This window comes from Nocardioides sp. WJ219 (genome assembly GCF_058559815.1).
Map to the genome: position 1 here is coordinate 122,535 of NZ_JBZUJV010000005.1, position 18,037 is coordinate 140,571.

Consider the following 18,037-nt stretch of genomic DNA (forward strand, 5'->3'; position numbering starts at 1 on the left):
TCGACCGGCCGCTCAGCCGCCGTACGCCGCCGCCAGCTCGGCGCCGATGCGCGCCAGGTGGTCGCGCACCGACGTCGGTTCGACGACCTCCACCAGCCGGCCCCACCCGGCGAGCGTGCGGGCCACGTCGAGCGGCGTCGGTGCGGCCAGCCGGACGCGGACCCGGCCGTCCTCCTCGGTGCCGACCCGCTCGCAGTGCCGGCCGAAGTGGTCGTGGAGGATCGGCACCCACCGCTCGTCGCTCAGCACGGTCGCCCAGGTGGTCGAGCGTCGTCGCTCCATCGCCTCGACGGTCTCGCTCCACGCCTCGTCGAGGACGAAGCCGGGCGGCGGCTCGAAGGCCTCCCCCGTGACCTCGGCGGCCGTGACGCGGTCGAGGCGGAAGGTGCGGCGGCCGCGTGGCGTGCCGGCCATCAGGTACCAGGCGTCGTCCTTGTCGACGAGGCCCCACGGGTCGACCAGACGCACGCTGGTGGCCCCGCGGGCGTCGGCGTAGGTGAGCCGGACCCGCTGCCGGCGGACCACCGCGGCCTGGAGCCGCTCGACGAGCGGCGGGCGCGCCCGATCGGACGCCCCCCACGGCAGCGGGTCGACGGCGGTCGCCGACGCGGCCGCCTCGGCCTCGTCGCGGAACGTCGCAGGCAGGGCCCGCAGCAGCTTGCGCAGCGCCGTGCGCGACGCCGACGAGCCCCGGGCTGAGGGCCCGAGCGCGAGGAACAGCGCCTGCGCCTCGGACCCGGACAGCCCGCTCAGGTCGGTGCGCGCCCCGCCGACCAGCTGCCACCCTCCCCCGCGTCCGGGCTGGGGGTAGACGGGTACCCCGGCGGTCGCCAGGGCCTCGAGGTCTCGGCGCGCCGTCGGCACCGACACCTCGAGCTCCGTGGCGACCTCGCGGGCGGTGACCCGTCCGCGCTGCTGCAGCAGCAGGACGGTGGCGACGAGGCGATCGGCACGCACCGCTCCAGCCTGCCAGGAAAGTGATCACTTGGTGATCACTTCACGGAGCAGAGTGGTGATCACCGGCGCACCAGCCGGGCCCACCCGCAGGAACCCCACCGAGGAGCCAGTCATGTTGCGAGGACTCACCACCATCACCTACGTCGCCGACGACCTGGAGGTCGCCCGCGCCTGGTACGCCGAGGTGCTCGGCGTCGAGGCGTACTTCGCCAAGGAGGCGGCCGGCACGCTCGCCTACGTCGAGTTCCGCGTCGGCGACCACCAGCACGAGCTCGGGCTGCTCGCCCGCCGGTTCGCACCCGCCGCCGACGGCCTCGCCGCGGCCACGACGTACTGGGCCGTCGACGACGTGCACGCCGCGCACCAGCGGCTCCTCGACCTCGGCGCCACCGCCCACGAGCCCCCGACCGAGCGCGGCCCCGGTTTCGTGACCGCCTCGGTCGTCGACCCGTTCGGCAACGTCGTCGGCGTCATGTTCAACCAGCACTACCTCGACGTCGTCGAGGCGTCGCGGGGAACAGAGCACGGGGACTCATGACGGCGCTGCGGGCAGGCGCGATACTTCCCCGGTGACCTCCCCCCGCACCGGCCGGCCCTACCTCGACGCGGTGCTGCAGCAACCGGGGTCGGTCATCGCGCTCGCCCACCGCGGCGGCGCCTACCACCCCGAGATCGAGGGGCTGGAGAACACGCTCGAGGCGTTCCGGCACGCCGCCGCCCTCGGCTACCGCTACCTCGAGACCGACGTGCACGTCACGGCCGACGGGGTGCTGATGGCCTTCCACGACGACGTCCTCGACCGGGTCAGCGACCAGCAGGGCGCGATCGCGGCGCTGACCCACGCCGACGTACGACGGGCGCGCGTCGGGGGGCGCGAGGAGGTGCCGACCCTGGCGGCGCTGGTCGAGGAGCTCCGGGGCGCCCGGTTCAACATCGACCTGAAGTCCGACGGCGCCGTCCGCCCGCTCGCCGACTTCGTCGCCGCGCGCGACCTGTGGGACGACGTCCTCGTGGGGTCCTTCTCGCTGCCGCGGATGCGGGAGTTCCGGAGGCTGACCGGGGGGCGGGTCGCCACGTCGGCGGCGCCGGCGGAGGTCGCGGCGTTCGTCGCCGGCGTACCGGCGCGCCGGGCGGCCTGGGACGCCCTGCAGGTGCCGCGGCGACGCGGTCGGGTCGTGGTCCTCACGGCGCGTCTGGTCCGCCGGGCGCACGCGGCAGGCAAGCATGTGCACGTCTGGACGATCGACACCGCCGAGGAGATCCACGAGCTCCTCGACGGCGGCGTGGACGGCCTGTTCACCGACCGGACGGACGTGCTCCACGACGTGCTCGTCGAGCGCGGGCAGTGGCTGGACCCGGGGAGGGAGACCACGTGAACGACGGACCGGCGGCGATCGCCGACCTCGCGCCGCTGCAGCGCGCGCAGGAGCAGAAGGCCTGGTACTGGTACGACTGGGCCAACAGCGCCTTCTACACCACGGTGCTCAGCGTCATGTTCGCGCCGTACATGATCGAGGTGGCCGGCAAGGCCGCCGGCTGCGCCGACCCCGACGACACCTGCGACCGCACCGTCAGCGTGCTGGGGCTCGACCTCGCCGCAGGGTCGCTGCCGTTCTACCTGACCAGCTTCGCCACCATCTTCAGTGCCCTCCTGCTGCCGATCGTCGGCGCGGTCGTCGACCGGTCGCACCACAAGAAGCGGCACATGGCCGGGTTCGCCTGGGCCGGCGCGGCCTGCGCCGCACTGCTGTTCTTCGTGCGCGGCGAGAGCTGGCAGCTCGGCGCCGCCGCGATCGTGGCGGCCAGCGTGCTGGCCGGCTGCTCGGTGATCAGCTACTCCGCGATCCTCGTCGACATCTCCACCGAGGACGAGCGCGACCGGGTCAGCTCCCGGGGCTGGGCGTTCGGCTACCTCGGCGGCGGCCTGCTGCTCGTGGTCAACCTCGGCATGTTCCTCGGCCACGACGCGATCGGCCTGTCCAGCTCGATGGCCGTGCGCCTGTCGCTGCTCTCGGCGGCCGTGTGGTGGGCGGGGTTCACGATCATCCCGTTCGTGCGGCTGCGCGACCGGCCGCCGGCGAACGCCGTGGAGGTCTCCGGCAACCTCCTCGACCGCAGCTTCGGCCAGCTCTGGCGCACCCTGAAGGAGCTGCGGCAGTACCCGATGACGCTGACCTTCCTGGCGGCGTACCTGTTCTTCAACGACGGCATCCAGACCGTCATCTACGCCGCCTCGACCTACGGCTCCAAGCAGCTCGGCTTCGGCGACACCGTGCTGATCGCCACCATCGTGCTGATCCAGTTCGTGGCGTTCGGCGGGGCGCTGCTGTTCGGGCGGATCGCCCAGCGGATCGGCAGCTACAAGCCGATCCTGTACGGCGTCTACGCGTGGATCGCGATCGTGGTCGTCGCGTTCTTCCTGCCGGAGAAGAACGTCGCGCTGTTCCTGGTCGTCGGCCTCGCGATCGGCATCGTGCTCGGTGGCACGCAGGCGCTGTCCCGCTCGTTCTTCAGCCTGCTCATCCCCCGCGGTCGCGAGGGCGAGTACTTCGCGCTCTACCACGCCTGCGAGCGCGGTACGTCGTGGCTCGGCACCGCCGTCTTCGCGCTGGTCTTCCAGCTCACCGGGTCCTACCGACCGGCGATCCTCGCGCTGATCGCGTTCTTCGTCATCGGCGGCGCGCTGCTGCTGCGGGTCGACGCCGCGCGCGGCATCCGCGAGGCCGGGAACGAGGTCCCCCGGTCGCTCCTGAGCGCCGAGGGGCGGCGCGACGCGCGCAGCACCTGACCGGCCCGGCGCCCGCGGGAGGCCCGCCTCGGGTGTATTTCAGGAGTGGAATCTTGGCACGCTGGGTACGGTTGAGGAAGATGTCGGGCGGTCTGCCCGACCAATCACCACGCACAACGTTGGGAGGTGCCCTCATGGCAGAGCGCACACTGCGTGGCGCGCGACTGGGCGGCCAGAGCTTCGAGGACGAGCGGGGGATCGAGTTCGCTGCGCGTCAGCAGGTCGGCTACCGGTGTTCTCAGGGTCACGACTTCGAGATCACCATGTCGGTCGAGGCCGAGGTCCCTGCGGTGTGGGAGTGCCCGCGCTGCGGCGCCGAGGCACTGAGCACGGCAGGCATCGAGCGGGTGGAGAAGGCCGAGAAGCCGGTCCGCACCCACTGGGACATGCTGCTCGAGCGTCGTTCGGAGAAGGAGCTCGAGGACATCCTCAAGGAGCGGCTCGACCTGCTCCGCGGGGGCGAGATCGGGCCGGCCCACCTGCACCGTCCCGGACCGAAGAAGAAGACCCGCGCCAACGCCTGAACCGGACGGGGCTCAGCCCTCGTCCTCCACCACCTCACCCCGGACCACAGGTCCGGGGTGTCGTGCGTCCGGGCCCGTGCGGTAGGTCGCCCCACCAGCCGGGCCGGTCATCCCGCCGACGACCGGGAGCCGCCGGGCGACCACCCGGGCGAGCACGCGGCGCAGCAGCGGACGGGTGAACGGCAGGATCAGCAGGATCCCGAGGATGTCGGTGACGAAACCCGGGCTGAGCATCAGGGTGCCGCCGACGAGGATGAGGGCACCGTCGGCGATCTCGGTGGCCGGCATCCGGCCGTGCTCGAGCGCCGACCTCAGCGCGGTCCAGGCGCGCCCGCCCTCGCGCCGGATCAGCCAGGTGCCGACGATGCTGTCGAGCACCAGCAGCCCGATGGTCCACCAGGCCCCGATGACCTGACCGACCTGGATGAGCACGTAGATCTCCAGGAGCGGGACGACGACGAACGCCACCAGCAGGATCCACGGGAGACGTCGACGGGCGGCCACGCTCCGAGTCTAGAAGGCGCGTCCTCGCGCGCGGACCGCGACGGCGCGGCGCACCTGGTCGCGACGCTCGCGCAGCCCCCACACGGTGATCCGGCGCAGCGACTCGGTGGCCACCGAGCCGCTCATCTTCGACTCCCCCCGCACCCGCTCGACGAACTCGATCGGGACCTCGCGCACGACGAGCCCGGCCTGCAGGGTGCGCGAGACCAGGTCGGTCTGGAACACGTAGCCGGTCGAGCGCACCTGGGCGAGGTCGATCTTCTCCAGGGTCGCCCGGTGGAAGAGCCGGTAGCCGGCGGTGGCGTCGCGGACGCCGACGCCGAGCAGCAGCCGCACGTAGAGGTTGCCACCGCGCGAGAGGGCCTCGCGGTGCAGCGGCCAGTTGACGACGCTGCCGCCGGGCACCCACCGCGACCCGATCACCAGGTCGGCGTCGGGCAGCGCCGCGAGGAGGCGGTGGAGCTGCTCGGGCTGGTGGGACCCGTCGGCGTCCATCTCGCCGATCACGTCGTAGCCGCGGTCGAGCGCCCACGCGAACCCGGCCAGGTACGCCGCGCCGAGACCCTCCTTGGCGGCCCGGTGCAGCACGTGCACCCGCGGGTCGGCGGCGGCGAGCCGGTCGGCGACCTCGCCGGTGCCGTCGGGCGAGCGGTCGTCGACGACCAGGACGTCGACCTCGGGCTGCGCGGCGTGCAGGCGGTCGACGACCCAGGCGAGGTTGGCGGCCTCGTCGTAGGTCGGCAGCACCATCACGGTCCTCATGCCGGGACCTCCTGGGCGCTCCGCCGCTCCACGTCAGCGCTCGCGCTGGTGGGCGCCGCAGCGCGGCGCGACCGGCGGTGCAGCACGATGCCCCACAGGACGCCCACGACGGTGACGAACGGCGTGGCCCGGTGCAGCGCCGTACCGATGCCGAGGCCGGGCGTCGCCCCGCTCTTGAGGTCGACGGTCTCGACGAGCAGGTCCTGGGTGCGTCGCTCGGTGCGGTCGACCACGGACCCGTCGGGGGCGATCACCCCGGCGACGCCGTTGGTCGCCGCCACGACCAGGTAGCGACCCGACTCGATGGCCCTCGCCCGCGTGATGGCGAACTGCTGCTCGATCTGGTCGGTGAAGATGAAGCTGGCGTTGCTCGTCTGCACCACCAGCAGCTCGGCCCCGTGGTCGACCTGCTCGACGAACCCGTCGTCGTAGCCGACGTCGAAGCAGATGGCGTCGGCGATCTCGACCCCCGCGATCGTCAGCGGGGTCTTGCGGTCGCCGCTGAGCATGTCGCGCGGGATCCGGGCCAGCTGACCGCTCTCCACGAGGCTGTCGGGCAGCTGGTCGCGGAACGGGATGAACTCGCCGAAGGCGACCGGGTGGCGCTTGGCGTAGCGCTCGCCGGGGCCGGTGAGGGGGTCCCAGACGATGCCCTGGTTGAGCACGTGGTCCTCCCCCGCGTCGACGATGCCGCCGACCAGGATCGGGACGCCGATGGTGTCGACGGCGGTCTGGATCCGGGCGTTGATGCTCGCGTCGGCGAACGGGTCGGTCGCGGTGGAGTTCTCGGGCCAGACCACGAAGTCGGGCTTCGGTGCCTGTCCCGCGGCGACCCGGTCGGCGAGCTCGACGGTCATGTCGACGTGGTTCTGGGTGAGCTGCTGGACGTCGACGAGCACGTCGTCGCCCCGGCCCGGCACGTCGCCCTGGACGGCGGCCACGGTGGTCTGGCCGGTGGTGGTGAGGGTCCACGGCACCAGGGCCGGCACCACCGCGGCGGCGGCCACCAGGACGACGCCCCCGGCCGCGAACAGCCGCTCGTCGCCGCGGGGGGTCAGCACCGCCTTGGCGAGCAGGAAGCCGAGCGCTGCGACCAGCAGGCTCACGCCGTTGACCCCGACCCAGGCGAGGGCGGGAGCGAGCGGCGTGTCGACCACCCCGAACCCGATGCGCCCCCACGGCATCCCGCTGAACGGCCAGGTGGAGCGGATCGTCTCCATCGCGACCCAGCCGGCCGCGAGCCACGCCGGCCACGCCCGCAGCCGCTGCAGGACCGGCGAGAGCGCGCCCAGGACGCCGTAGAAGGAGGCCTCCAGGGACGCCAGCAGCAGCCAGGCCGGGAGCCCGATCGAGGGGCTCATCCAGTAGATGTGCGGGAAGTAGAACCCGACCCCGAAGGCCAGTCCGACCACGAACCCGGCGCGCGAGCGCACCTCACGGGTCGCGAGCGCGTACGCCGCCAGGCAGAACGGCATGACGTAGGGCAGCGCGACCGGCTCGAAGGCCAGTGAGAGCACGACCCCGGCGAGCCCCGCGACGAAGATCCGGGCGAGCATGATGGGCAAACGGTACCCGGCACTCCCTGGGCACGTGCAGGGCATCGGGAGGGCCCACCCCGGCTCCGGCCGTCCCCGGCCACGACGGGCTGCCGTGACGGAGTCGTTGTCTCGGCCCGGGTGGGCCCTCCCGTGTCGCTCCCGCGGCGCGGACCGACCTCCGCGAACCAGCGTCACCACGATGTTGGCGCTACACCTGGTGATCGCCGGCCACTCGGACGTCGGTCCGCTCCCCACGTCCTGCACGAGCGAACGGCCGCAAGGTTTCCGCGCCGCCACCCGGGTGTCAACCGGGCCCTGACCTGCGACAACGCGGAAAGCCGCAGGTCAGGGACGGGCACCCGGCGACGAAATAGCCCTCGAAATAGTCCTTGCCGTCGGCGTGTCGTCCCGGACGCGCCGATGGCCACGCGGTAGTGCGCCCGCGTCACCGGACCGGTGGGTCAGGGCACGACGACGGTGCCGGTGGCGGTGGTGGCCAGGAGCGGCGGGTCGAGGACCTCGGCGCGCCCCGGCCGGTCGTCGGTGGCGGCCCCGCGGGCGACCACGTGGACGCTGAAGCGCACCTGCCGCGACCGGGTGCCGGCCCGCACCAGCTCGGCGGTGATCTCCAGCACGTCACCGGCGCGCACCGGGGCGGTGAACTGGACGTCGGAGTAGGAGGCGAACAGGCCTTCGTCGCCGTCGGTGACGATGCACAGCTCGGTGGCGACATCGCCGAACAGCCCGAGGCTGTAGGCGCCGTCGACGAGGTTGCCGGCGTAGTGGGCGTGGGCGTAGGGGACGTAGCGCCGGTGCACGACCCGCGTGCCGATCAGGGACTCGTTCACGAGGCCACCTTGGCGGAAGCTAACCGGTGGGCGATGAAGGAGGCGACCTCGCCGGGCGTCGTACCGCGGCCGAAGACGCGGTCGACCCCGAGCTCACCGGCCATCGCCTCGTCGAAGCGGGGACCGCCGACGATGAGCAGCGGGCGCCGGTCGGACGGGTAGGACTCGCGGAACGCCGCCGACATCTCGCGGGTGTTGAGCAGGTGGGCGTCGCGCTGGGTGACGACCTGGGAGACCAGGACGGCGTCGGCCCGCTCGGTGCGGGCCCGGTCGACGAGCTCGGGCACCGAGACCTGGGCGCCGAGGTTGACCACCTTGAGCTCGCGGTAGTACTCCAGCCCCTTCTCACCGGCGAAGCCCTTGATGTTGAGGATCGCGTCGATGCCGACCGTGTGGGCGTCGGTGCCGATGCAGGCCCCCACGACCGTCAGGCGGCGCCGTAGGGAGCGCTTGACGGCCGCGTTGACCTCCTTGGGCGTCAGCAGCGGGTAGTCGCGCTCGACGACCTGCACGACACTGGGGTCGACCACGTGGTTGACCCGCCCGTAGACGACGAAGAAGGTGAAGCCCGGCCCCATCGGCTTGGCGTGCACGACGAGCGCGGGGTCCATGCCCATCTTGCCGGCCAGCTGCAGGGCGGAGCCCTCGGCGATCTTGGAGTGCGGCATCGGCAGGGTGAAGCTCAGCTGCACCATGCCGTCGCCGGTGGTGTCGCCGTACGGCATCACGACGCTCACAGCGCCTCCTTGGCGTCGAGGATCTCGGTGGCCGGGTTGTAGTAGACGCCGGACTTGCGGGCGACGCCGTCGAGGCCGCGGCCGGCGTCGGCGGGGCGCTTCATCAGCCCGAACGTGCCGTCGGCGATCGCGTCGAGCAGGCCACCGCCGCTGGGGCTGTCGACGATCCGCTCGAGCAGCTCGATCGACTCCCCCAGCACCTGCTTGGCGCGGCTGTCGATGAAGCCGCCCGGCGCGGGGTGGAAGTCCTCGTGCAGCCGGCCGGCGGCCTCCATCACGTAGCGGACGTTCTGCAGGGCGATGTCGCGGTCGGAGAGCCAGGGCGTGACGACCGCCTCGGTCATCATCCCGACGAGCAGGATGCCCTGCCCGGTGAGCGCGCCGGCGAGGTTGAAGAAGCCGTCGAGGAGGTTGCCCTTGAACACGTCGCCGGTCATGTGCCGGGTCGGCGGCATCCACTTCAGCGGCGCCTTGGGGAACACCTCCCGGGCCAGCAGGGCGTGGGCCAGCTCCATCCGGAACGAGTCCGGCACCGCCGGGTCGATCTCGAAGGCGTGGCCGAGGCCGAGCTGCCAGTCCTCGAGCCCGGCCTCCTTGGCGAAGTACTCGTTGAGCAGCTGGCTGGTCGTGACCGTGTGCGCGGCCTCGATCGCGTCGGCGGTGGTGAGGTAGTTGTCCTCGCCGGTGTTGATGATGATCCCGGCCCGGGCGTGGACCTGGCGGCTGAACCGCTGGTCGACGAAGGTGCGGATCGGGTTGATGTCGCGGAAGAGGATCCCGTACATCGAGTCGTTGAGCATCATGTCGAGACGCTCCAGCCCGGCCAGCGCGGCGATCTCGGGCATGCACAGGCCGCTGGCGTAGTTGGTCAGCCGCACGTAGCGGCCCAGCTCCTTCGACGACTCGTCGAGGGCGGCCCGCATCAGGCGGAAGTTCTCCTGCGTGGCGTAGGTGCCGGCGTAGCCCTCGCGGGTGGCGCCCTCGGGCACGAAGTCGAGCAGGCTCTGCCCGGTGGAGCGGATGACGGCGATGACGTCGGCACCCTCGCGGGCGGCCTGCTGGGCCTGCGGGATGTCCTCGTAGATGTCTCCGGTGGCGACGATGAGGTAGATCCAGGGCTGGCGCGGGGCGTCGCCGTGCCGCTTGATCAGCCGGTCGCGCTCGGCGCGGCGCCGGTCGACGGTGCGGAGGCCGGCGGCCACCGCCTTGCGGCTGGCCTTGCGGGCGCGCTCGGCGTCGCGGCCCTCGGGCAGCCGGAACGTGACCGACCCGGCTGCCGCCTTCTGGGCCAGGGTGGCCAGGTCGTCGGCCTCGCCGCGCACCAGGGCGTCCCAGACCGGGAGCGCGGCGCCGTGCTCGAGGCCGACGTCGGCGCGGACGGTGTCCATCAGCCGGTTGACCCACGGCGAGCCCTCGTCGTCGGCGCCGGAGAGCCCGGCGAGCCGCAGGGTCGCGCGCTCGACGGCGACGGTGGTGTGCTGCTGGGCGATCCGCACGATCGGCCGGCCGGCCTTGCGGGCCAGGCTGCGGGCGTGCCGGACGGTGGCCGGGTCGAGGCTGAGCTTGTTGGCCGGCCTGGCCGGCCTGCGGGTGGTCGCGGCCATCAGTCGAGCCGGCTCTCGAAGAGGCGGCGTACGCCGTCGGTGCGGCGCAGCAGGTCCATCGCGTACGCCGCGTGCCCCGGGACGTAGCCGTTGCCGACCAGCATCCGCACGTCGGCGGCGAGCCCCTCGGCGCCGAGGGCGGCGGCCGGGAACGAGGTGGCCATCGAGAAGAAGACCACGGTGCCGCCGTCGGCGGTGGCCAGGACGGCGCCACCCTCGCAGCCCGGCACGTCGACGCACACGACCGTCACGTCGGCCGGACCACCGGCCTTCTCGACGGCGTCGCGCAGCGCGATCGGGTCGCGGGCGTCGGCGATGGTGACCTCGTCGGCCAGGCCGGCGGCGGTGAGCAGGTCGGCCTCGGCCTGGTGCGGCACGACGCCGATGGTGCGGCCGGCGCCGGCGTCGCGGGCGGCGGCGAGGCTGAGCGAGCCGGACTTGCCGGCCCCGCCGACCACGGCCACGACCGGCGCACGCCCGATCGCGGCGTGCTCGCGGACGACCCGGGCGGTCAGGGCGGGCGCCCCGCACACGTCCATCACCGACAGGCTCAGGGCGACGGGCAGGTCGTCGGGGATCACGGCGGCGATGGAGCGGCCGAACAGCACGGCGTAGCCGTCGCACGGCACCTGCTCCCCCAGCCCGTCCCAGCCGGCGAGGCCGTCCTCGACGACCAGCGGGGTCAGGGTCAGCGAGACCAGCGTGGTGACGCGGTCGCCGACGGCCAGGCCCAGCGGCGAGTCGGGGCCGACCTCCTCGACGGTGCCGACGAGCATCCCGCCCGACCCGGTCTCGGGGTTCTGCATCTTGCCGCGGGCGGTGACGATGTCGAGCACCTCGGCGCGGATCGCGGCGCCGTCGGGCACGCCGTCGATCGTGTGCTTGCCCTCGAGCTGGCGGTAGGACGCGGCGTCGAGGTTGAGCCGCTCGACCCGGATCCGGACCTCGTCGGGCCAGAGCTCACGGCGGGTGTCCAGGCGCTGGGCCGCCTGCGGCAGCACGGCCGGGCGGTCGAGGACCCGGTGCAGTCCGGTGGGGTCACTCTCGGGTCGGGTCACGCCGGTTGTCCTTCACGATGAGGTTGGAGCGGGATGATTTGCGGCCGACGAGTAGGCAGGCCGGACGATCTCCACGTACTGTAGGTCACACGGCGCCCCCGGCGCAGATCAGCGAGCACGGAGAGTCGATGAGCATCGAGACCAGCATCGGTCTGGAGACCGGTCAGCCCTACCCCTACCAGCAGGTCGAGCTCGTCGAGCCCGACTGGACGCGGTTCCCCGGCTGGAAGGACGTCACCGCCGCCGAGTGGGCCTCGGTGCAGTGGCAGCGGGCGCACTGCGTCAAGAACGTCAAGCAGCTGCGCGAGCTGCTCGGCGACCTGGTCGACGAGCGGTTCTACCTCGACCTCGAGCGCGACCAGGCCGAGCGGGCCACGATGTCGATGCTGGTGCCGCCGCAGATGATGAACACGATGGTCCCCCACGCGCCCGTGGGAGGCCCGGGCTCGCTGACCGAGGCGTTCTACGCCGACCCGGTCCGCCACTACATGATCCCGGTGCTCAGCGACCGGCGTACCGACTGGCCCTCCCACCCGCACGCCACCCGCGACTCGCTGCACGAGCACGACATGTGGGTCGCCGAGGGCCTCACCCACCGCTACCCCACCAAGGTCCTGGCCGAGCTGCTGCCGACCTGCCCGCAGTACTGCGGGCACTGCACCCGCATGGACCTCGTCGGCAACTCCACCCCGACCGTCGAGAAGCTCAAGTTCGTCGCCAAGCCCACCGACCGCATCGAGTCGATGCTCGACTACCTGCGGCGTACGCCGACCGTGCGCGACGTCGTGGTCTCCGGCGGCGACGTCGCCAACATGCCGTGGCCCCGCCTCGAGGCGTTCCTCAGCGCCGTGCTGGAGATCGACAACGTCCGCGACATCCGGCTGGCCACCAAGGCGCTGGTCGGCCTGCCCCAGCACTGGCTGCAGCCCGACGTCGTCGAGGGGATGACCCGGATCGGCACCACCGCCCGCGCCCGGGGGGTCTCGGTCGCGATCCACACCCACGCCAACCACGCCAACTCGATCACGCCGCTGGTGGCCCAGGCGTCCCGGGCGATGCTCGACGCCGGCGTCCGCGACGTGCGCAACCAGGGAGTGCTCCTCAACGGCGTCAACGCCGACCCGCACGCCCTGCTCGACCTGTGCTTCCGCCTGCTCGACGGGGCGCAGATCATGCCCTACTACTTCTACATGTGCGACATGATCCCGTACTCGGAGCACTGGCGGGTCTCGGTCGGTGACGCCCAGCGGCTCCAGCACCACATCATGGGCTACCTCCCCGGCTTCGCCACGCCGCGCATCGTCTGCGACGTGCCGTTCGTCGGCAAGCGGTGGGTGCACCAGCTGGCGTCGTACGACGAGGTGCGCGGCATCTCCTCGTGGACCAAGAACTACCGGACCTCCATCGAGCTCGACCAGGCCGACGCCCTCGACCGCACCTACGAGTACTACGACCCGATCCACACCCTCCCCGCCGAGGGCCAGTCGTGGTGGGCCACCCACGCCGACCTCGACACCTCCGCGCTGAAGGCGGCCGAGGTCGCCGAGGCCTCCCGTCGTACGGCGGCGCTGCAGGCCTACTGAGGACCGGTCCCACCGGGGTCGTTGCGCGCGTCCTCGGCGACGAGCACCGCTCGGGCTGCCTACGTCCTCGGCACGTGCGCCCGCGCGAACGTCTCCGACCTGTCAGGCGGCTGGGCCCCCGGCATCGTCGCGGTCATCGGCCGACCTCCGCCGGCCGGTCCAGACCGGACACGACCCGATCTCGGCTTCGGCAACCTGACGACGCAGGGCGCCCTAGGTTCGCCACGACGCCCACACTCGGTGGGTCATCTCAAGGGACCTCTCATGCGGATCACCAAGACCGGGGTCCTCGCGGCCGCCGTCGTCACCGCCCTGCTCGCCAGCAACCCGGCCACCGCGGACGCCGCCCGGCTGATCACGGGCGCCGACATCAAGAACGGCACCATCACCAGCATCGACGTCAAGGACGGGTCCCTGCTGGCCAAGGACTTCAAGGCCGGTCAGCTGCCGCGCGGCCCGCGGGGAGCGACCGGAGCGACCGGTCCGAGCGGACCGGCGGCGGTCAGCGTCTTCAGCGGGGAGATCGAGATGGTGCCGGGCACCGGCACCATCGACCTGACCAAGTCGGCCGACTTCGAGTTCACCGGTGGGACGGTCCAGGTCACCCTGGGCGAGCGCCAGGCCGTGCTGGTGACCGGGACACAGGTCGTCGGCACCACCGGTGACCCGGGGCCGGTCGCCATCGGGACGTGCGTGGGCACGGGCACCGGTTCCCCCACCAACATCGGCGAGTGGGCCGTGGTCGACGTGGCCTCGACCAGGATGGAGCTCACCTCGGTCAGCTACAAGCCGATGCCCGCCGGCACGTACGTGATCGGCACCTGCGCCGACCCCGGCCTGATCAACCTGGACGCCAACGACTACAACAACGGTGTCGTCCAGGTCGTGACCGCTTCTCCGGGGACCGGGTCCGGGTCCGGGTCCAGCCGCGGCGCGCCCGTCGGGCGCTGACGGGCGACAGGTGCTCCGGCTGCGCTCGGACGGCTCGTCCACGCCCGCCGCGCTCACCCGCCGATGACCGGCCGGTTCTCGTACGGCGTCGACAGCACGATCGTCGTCCGGGTGGCGACGTTGGCCGCGGAGCGGACCCGGGCGAGCAGGTCCTCGAGGTCGCGGGGGGTGGCGACCCGGATCTTGAGGATGTAGGACTCCTCCCCCGCCACCGACCAGCACGACTCGATCTCGGGGATGTCGCGCAGCCGCTCGGGCGAGTCGTCGGGCTGCGACGGGTCGATCGGGCGGATCGAGATGAACGCGGTCAGCGGGAGGCCCACCTCGTCGTGGTTGATCGTGGCGCCGTACCCGAGGATCAGGCGGCGCTGCTCGAGCCGCTTGACCCGCTGGTGCACCGCCGAGGTGGACAGCCCGGTCGCCTTGCCGAGGTCGGTGAACGACATCCGGCCGTCGGAGGCGAGCAGCTCGAGGATCCGGCGGTCGGTGGCCTCGAGCTCGGTCGTCACGGCGTGAACAGTAGTGGCCGCGAGGGTTCGTCGGGAGGCGCTCCGACGGCCGGACCGCGCCGGGGTCCGTGGCAGGATGCGCCGCGTGACCAGCGACCCGGGCCGCCTGCTGCTCCTCGACTCCGCCTCCATGTACTTCCGGGCCTTCTTCGGGATGCCCGAGTACGCCGCCCCCGACGGCACCAACGTCAACGCGGTCCGCGGGATGCTCGACTACGTCAGCCGGCTCGTCGACCAGTACCGCCCCACGGACCTGGTGTGCTGCTGGGACGACGACTGGCGGCCGCAGTGGCGCGTCGACCTGATCCCGTCGTACAAGGCGCACCGGGTGGTCGAGGAGGTCGCGAGCGCGCCCGACGTCGAGGAGGTGCCCGACCCCCTCGAGACCCAGGTGCCGATCCTGCGGGAGGTGCTCGAGGCGTTCGGGATCTGCGTGATCGGCGCGCCCGGCTACGAGGCCGACGACGTCATCGGGACCCTCGCGACCGGTGCCGGACAGCCGGTCGACATCGTCACCGGCGACCGCGACCTGTTCCAGCTCGTCGACGACGGCGCCGCGGGCGGGCCGGTGCGGGTGCTCTACATCGGCAAGGGCGTCGGTCGGCACGAGCGGGTCGACGAGCAGTGGGTGCGCGACAAGTACGCCATCGAGGCCCGTCAGTACGCCGACTTCGCGACGATGCGCGGCGACGCCTCCGACGGACTGCCGGGCGTCGCCGGGGTGGGTGAGAAGACCGCGGCGACCCTGCTGCAGCGGTTCGGCGATCTCGACGGCATCGTGGCCGCGGCGACCGACCCAGGCTCCGCGATGGCCCCCGGGCCACGCGCGAAGATCAAGGCGGCCGCCGACTACCTCGCCGTCGCGCCCGCCGTCGTCGCGGTGGCCCGCGACATCGACCTCGACCGCAGCCGGACGGCGCTCCCCGCGACGCCGGTCGACCCCGACCGGGTCCTGGCGCTGTCCGAGCAGTGGGGCCTCGGGTCGCCGGCCACCCGGCTGGTCGGGGTCCTCACCGGTGAGTGACCCCGGCGCCGCCCGTTTCGAGATCCTCAGCTCCCCCGGCAGCGGCCTGCGCCGGCTGACCGTGCTGGGCGTGGCGTTCACGGCGTTCATGGTGTTCCTCGCCGGCGGCTGCCTGCTCGCCCTGCTCACCCGCCCGCTCTCCGGCACGGGCGCCCTCACCGCCGCGGTCATCGGCGCGACGGGGGCCGTCGGGGCGACGTACGGCGTGCGCGGCGTCGCCGGCCTGCGCGCCCTCGCCCGCACGCACGTGCTCGCCCGGCTCGACGCCGAGGGCGTCCACCTGCACGAGGGTCTCGGCGTCCAGGGGCTCCCCGAGGAGGCCGCCTGGACCACCGTCCCGTGGAGCTGGGTGTCGACCGTGAGCCACACCGCGCTCGACCTGGCCACGGCCAAGCGCCTCGGGCCCGAGGTCCGGCTCGAGGTGCTGCGGTTCGTCCTCGCCGACGACCGGCTGCTCGACGCCGCACCCGTCGACGGGCCGGAGCTCGCGGCAGCGGCGCGGATGCTGGGCCTCACGCCCACCCAGGCGCGCACCGTGCTGCTCGACGAGGCCGGTTCGTCGTCGTACGCCGCCGCCCTCGACTGGCTGCGGGCGCACCATCCCGACCTGCCGATCCTCTCCGGCACGACGTTGCCCTGGTCGACCCGCGCGACCCCCGAGGCGTGGCCCGACAGCCCGCGCGTCGCGGTGGTCGGTGCCCACGGACGGCTCGGCCGGCACGTCGTGGAGGTGCTGGGCCGCCGCGAGGAGGCGCCGCCGGTGGCGCTGGTGCGCAACGAGGCCCACCGCGCCGCCCTGGAGCGGCTGGGGGCCGAGGTCCGGATGGTCGACCTTGCCCAGGGCCCGGCGGCGGTGGCCGACGCGCTGCGCGGGTGCGCCGCCGTCGTGCACCTCGCCCCGACCGCTCCGGACGTCGTCGTCGAGGCGGCGCGCCGCGCCGGCGTCTCGCGGCTGCTGCTGGTGCCGGCGCCACGCGACGGCGACCGCCTGGGTGCACTGGCGGCCTCGAGCGGACTGGCGTGGTCGGCGTTCCGACCCGCCGCGCTGACCGACGACCCGCCCACCGGGGAGGTGGCGCTCGGCCAGGACGTGCCGGCCGGGCCGGTCCCCCGCGCCGACCTCGCCGAGGTGCTGGTCGCCGCGATCCGCGACGAGGACTCGGTGGCCGCGACCTGGCCGATCGCGGGGGCTCCGGCAGCTCCGGCGGCGCCGACGTCCTGAGGAGCACGACGACGCTCCCGGTCCGTGGGGACCGGGAGCGTCGTGGTGCTGGTGAAGGGACTCGGCTCAGGTGGAGAAGAACATGCTGCCGAACGAGCGCTGGCGGTGGTGGCCGTGGTGGCCGCCCTGCTGCTGCCACCCCGGCGCCTGCTGGTAGCCCTGCTGCGGGTAGCCCTGCTGCGGCGGGTAGCCCTGCTGGGGCTGCTGCGGCTGCTGCGGGGGCGGCGGCGCCGCCGCGAGGTACTGCTGCTCGGCACGGTTGACGGCCTCGAGCTCGCCGTAGTCGAGGAAGATGCCCCGGCAGTTGTCGCACTGCTCGATCTGGACGTTGGCCCGGGTGTAGGTCCGCATCATGCCCGGACACTTCGGGCACTTGAAAGTCGTCGTCACGCGCCTGTCGCCTCTCTGCAAGGTGCCCCGATGGGTCAGGGCGGTGTCGGGATGCTACCAACCGCGACGATGCGGCGGCAGGACTCGACGAGCCAGTGCGCGGGCGTGTCCGGCCCGTCGTCCGCGTCCCTGACGAGCACGCGTGCGGCCATCTGGACGGTCAGCGCGCGGGCGGCCGGCTCGAGGTCGGGCCAGGGGTCACGGCCGTCGGCGAGCACCGGTCCGCCGGCGTCGTGGTAGCCGGTGAGGAACGCCGTCCAGTCGGTGTCGGCGAGCATCCCGGTGAGCCACCAGGCCGCCGGCCGTGCCAGGTCCCAGGCCGGCGCCCCGAGGCCCACGTCGTCGACGTCGAGCAGCACCAGGTCGCTGGACCCACCCGGCGGGACGACGAGCTGGCCGAGGTGGACGTCACCGTGGACCAGCGCGTCGGTGCGGGGCCAGGGCGCCGCCCCGGTCGTCCACGGGGCCAGCGTGTCGGCGGCCGCCAGGACCGGCGCCGCGTCCGGGTGGCCGTGCGCGCGCAGGGCGTCGACGGCGCGTCCGACCCGGTCGGGTCCGTGCGCCACCAGCCCGTCCGCGACCGACGTCGGCTGCCGGTGCAGCCGCGCCACCACTGCTCCGGTCTCGGCCCACGGCGCGGCGTCGGGGTCGGTGCGGTCGACGACCCGGCCGCGCGGCCAGGCCGTCACGGCCCGGCCCGCGACCGTGACGACGTACGGCGGGACGTCGGCCCCGGGCAGGGCGAGGGGCGAGAGCAGGTCGGGCACCCGGCCGGCGATCGTCGCCCGCCGGGCGACGTCCGGGGCCGGCGTGTCGAGCCGGTGCGCCTTGACCACGACGTCACCGACGAGGACGACCACCGTGCCGTCGTGGTCGGCGACGACCTCGGGCGCGGCGCCCCCGTGGTCCGGCAGGGTGCGGGACAGGGCGACCATGCGGTCGACGAGCACGGGCCCGTCGGACCCGCCGGTCCCGTCCGACTGCGCCGCGGCTCGCACTGGGCCATGATGTCCCAGCACCAGACACCGTCCGACACCC

The 18,037-nt window shown here is 73.2% G+C and carries 19 protein-coding genes; 8 read left to right on the top strand and 11 right to left on the bottom strand.

Going from position 1 to position 18,037, the window contains the following annotated elements; genetic code table 11:
• Positions 1 to 12: 12 nt before the first annotated feature.
• A complete protein-coding gene (locus AC4MBH_RS13550; protein WP_491795417.1) occupies positions 13 to 957 on the bottom strand; it encodes a helix-turn-helix transcriptional regulator in 945 nt (314 codons plus the stop codon).
• 112 nt (positions 958 to 1,069) lie between these two features.
• Here AC4MBH_RS13550 and AC4MBH_RS13555 point away from each other — a divergent pair, with 112 nt between their 5' ends.
• The 4 genes from AC4MBH_RS13555 to AC4MBH_RS13570 all read left to right on the top strand — a co-directional run bounded on the left by AC4MBH_RS13555 (position 1,070) and on the right by AC4MBH_RS13570 (position 4,269).
• Complete coding sequence (locus AC4MBH_RS13555; RefSeq protein WP_491795418.1) at positions 1,070 to 1,495, top strand: VOC family protein; 426 nt, start codon at positions 1,070 to 1,072, stop codon at positions 1,493 to 1,495.
• A 31-nt stretch (positions 1,496 to 1,526) separates the two neighbouring features.
• Positions 1,527 to 2,333, top strand: coding sequence for a glycerophosphodiester phosphodiesterase family protein (locus tag AC4MBH_RS13560; protein ID WP_491795419.1), 807 nt, complete (start codon positions 1,527 to 1,529; stop codon positions 2,331 to 2,333).
• On the top strand, positions 2,330 to 3,745 hold the full coding sequence (locus AC4MBH_RS13565) for an MFS transporter (protein WP_491795420.1): 1,416 nt from the start codon (positions 2,330 to 2,332) through the stop codon (positions 3,743 to 3,745). Before AC4MBH_RS13560 ends, AC4MBH_RS13565 begins: the two co-directional genes overlap by 4 nt.
• 134 nt (positions 3,746 to 3,879) lie before the next feature.
• The gene (locus AC4MBH_RS13570) at positions 3,880 to 4,269 is read left to right on the top strand and encodes an RNA polymerase-binding protein RbpA (protein WP_491795421.1); all 390 of its coding nucleotides are present in this window, start codon (positions 3,880 to 3,882) and stop codon (positions 4,267 to 4,269) included.
• A 12-nt stretch (positions 4,270 to 4,281) separates the two neighbouring features.
• Here the strand turns inward: AC4MBH_RS13570 and AC4MBH_RS13575 are convergent, their stop codons facing one another.
• From AC4MBH_RS13575 to kdd, 7 genes are all read right to left on the bottom strand, one after another.
• A complete protein-coding gene (locus AC4MBH_RS13575; RefSeq protein WP_491795422.1) occupies positions 4,282 to 4,773 on the bottom strand; it encodes an FxsA family protein in 492 nt (163 codons plus the stop codon).
• Positions 4,774 to 4,782: 9 nt separating this feature from the next.
• Positions 4,783 to 5,535 carry a polyprenol monophosphomannose synthase gene (locus tag AC4MBH_RS13580; protein ID WP_491795423.1) on the bottom strand — a complete coding sequence of 251 codons (753 nt, stop codon included), beginning with the start codon at positions 5,533 to 5,535 and terminating at the stop codon, positions 4,783 to 4,785.
• The gene (lnt, locus tag AC4MBH_RS13585) at positions 5,532 to 7,091 is read right to left on the bottom strand and encodes an apolipoprotein N-acyltransferase (RefSeq protein ID WP_491795424.1); all 1,560 of its coding nucleotides are present in this window, start codon (positions 7,089 to 7,091) and stop codon (positions 5,532 to 5,534) included. Before lnt ends, AC4MBH_RS13580 begins: the two co-directional genes overlap by 4 nt.
• Positions 7,092 to 7,534: 443 nt before the next feature.
• Positions 7,535 to 7,921, bottom strand: coding sequence for a 3-aminobutyryl-CoA ammonia lyase (gene kal, locus AC4MBH_RS13590; RefSeq protein WP_491795425.1), 387 nt, complete (start codon positions 7,919 to 7,921; stop codon positions 7,535 to 7,537).
• Complete coding sequence (gene kamE / locus AC4MBH_RS13595) at positions 7,918 to 8,658, bottom strand: lysine 5,6-aminomutase subunit beta (protein ID WP_491795426.1); 741 nt, start codon at positions 8,656 to 8,658, stop codon at positions 7,918 to 7,920. The genes kal and kamE overlap by 4 nt, the downstream gene beginning before the upstream one ends.
• The gene (gene kamD, locus AC4MBH_RS13600) at positions 8,655 to 10,262 is read right to left on the bottom strand and encodes a lysine 5,6-aminomutase subunit alpha (RefSeq protein WP_491795427.1); all 1,608 of its coding nucleotides are present in this window, start codon (positions 10,260 to 10,262) and stop codon (positions 8,655 to 8,657) included. The genes kamE and kamD overlap by 4 nt, the downstream gene beginning before the upstream one ends.
• Positions 10,262 to 11,320 carry an L-erythro-3,5-diaminohexanoate dehydrogenase gene (gene kdd / locus AC4MBH_RS13605; protein WP_491795428.1) on the bottom strand — a complete coding sequence of 353 codons (1,059 nt, stop codon included), beginning with the start codon at positions 11,318 to 11,320 and terminating at the stop codon, positions 10,262 to 10,264. The genes kamD and kdd overlap by 1 nt, the downstream gene beginning before the upstream one ends.
• A gap of 128 nt (positions 11,321 to 11,448) precedes the next feature.
• On the opposite strand from kdd, the gene AC4MBH_RS13610 reads away from it, so the two are divergent.
• Together AC4MBH_RS13610 and AC4MBH_RS13615 are read left to right on the top strand one after the other, a co-directional pair.
• Positions 11,449 to 12,903, top strand: a complete 1,455-nt coding sequence (locus AC4MBH_RS13610; RefSeq protein ID WP_491795429.1) for a KamA family radical SAM protein — start codon at positions 11,449 to 11,451, stop codon at positions 12,901 to 12,903.
• Positions 12,904 to 13,167: 264 nt separating this feature from the next.
• Positions 13,168 to 13,854, top strand: coding sequence for a hypothetical protein (locus tag AC4MBH_RS13615; protein WP_491795430.1), 687 nt, complete (start codon positions 13,168 to 13,170; stop codon positions 13,852 to 13,854).
• 53 nt (positions 13,855 to 13,907) lie between these two features.
• Here the strand turns inward: AC4MBH_RS13615 and AC4MBH_RS13620 are convergent, their stop codons facing one another.
• A complete protein-coding gene (locus tag AC4MBH_RS13620) occupies positions 13,908 to 14,363 on the bottom strand; it encodes an Lrp/AsnC family transcriptional regulator (RefSeq protein WP_491795431.1) in 456 nt (151 codons plus the stop codon).
• Between the two features lie 85 nt (positions 14,364 to 14,448).
• Here AC4MBH_RS13620 and AC4MBH_RS13625 point away from each other — a divergent pair, with 85 nt between their 5' ends.
• A complete protein-coding gene (locus AC4MBH_RS13625; protein ID WP_491795432.1) occupies positions 14,449 to 15,387 on the top strand; it encodes a 5'-3' exonuclease in 939 nt (312 codons plus the stop codon).
• Positions 15,380 to 16,609: an NAD(P)H-binding protein gene (locus AC4MBH_RS13630; protein ID WP_491795433.1), complete on the top strand. Its 1,230-nt coding sequence runs from the start codon at positions 15,380 to 15,382 to the stop codon at positions 16,607 to 16,609. The genes AC4MBH_RS13625 and AC4MBH_RS13630 overlap by 8 nt, the downstream gene beginning before the upstream one ends.
• Positions 16,610 to 16,675: 66 nt before the next feature.
• Here AC4MBH_RS13630 and AC4MBH_RS13635 read toward each other — a convergent pair whose 3' ends face one another.
• Positions 16,676 to 16,999 carry a TFIIB-type zinc ribbon-containing protein gene (locus AC4MBH_RS13635; RefSeq protein WP_491795434.1) on the bottom strand — a complete coding sequence of 108 codons (324 nt, stop codon included), beginning with the start codon at positions 16,997 to 16,999 and terminating at the stop codon, positions 16,676 to 16,678.
• A gap of 35 nt (positions 17,000 to 17,034) precedes the next feature.
• Positions 17,035 to 17,997 (bottom strand): phosphotransferase family protein, encoded by a 963-nt coding sequence (locus AC4MBH_RS13640; RefSeq protein WP_491795435.1) that lies wholly within the window; start codon positions 17,995 to 17,997, stop codon positions 17,035 to 17,037.
• Between the last annotated feature and the right edge of the window lie 40 nt (positions 17,998 to 18,037).

Coding starts and splice junctions, on each gene's coding strand:
- AC4MBH_RS13555 (WP_491795418.1), top strand. CDS start 1,070: ATGTTGCGAGGACTCACCACCATCACCTACGTCGCCGACGACCTGGAG.
- AC4MBH_RS13570 (WP_491795421.1), top strand. CDS start 3,880: ATGGCAGAGCGCACACTGCGTGGCGCGCGACTGGGCGGCCAGAGCTTC.
- AC4MBH_RS13580 (WP_491795423.1), bottom strand. CDS start 5,535: ATGAGGACCGTGATGGTGCTGCCGACCTACGACGAGGCCGCCAACCTC.
- lnt (WP_491795424.1), bottom strand. CDS start 7,091: ATGCTCGCCCGGATCTTCGTCGCGGGGCTCGCCGGGGTCGTGCTCTCA.
- kamD (WP_491795427.1), bottom strand. CDS start 10,262: ATGGCCGCGACCACCCGCAGGCCGGCCAGGCCGGCCAACAAGCTCAGC.
- AC4MBH_RS13610 (WP_491795429.1), top strand. CDS start 11,449: ATGAGCATCGAGACCAGCATCGGTCTGGAGACCGGTCAGCCCTACCCC.
- AC4MBH_RS13615 (WP_491795430.1), top strand. CDS start 13,168: ATGCGGATCACCAAGACCGGGGTCCTCGCGGCCGCCGTCGTCACCGCC.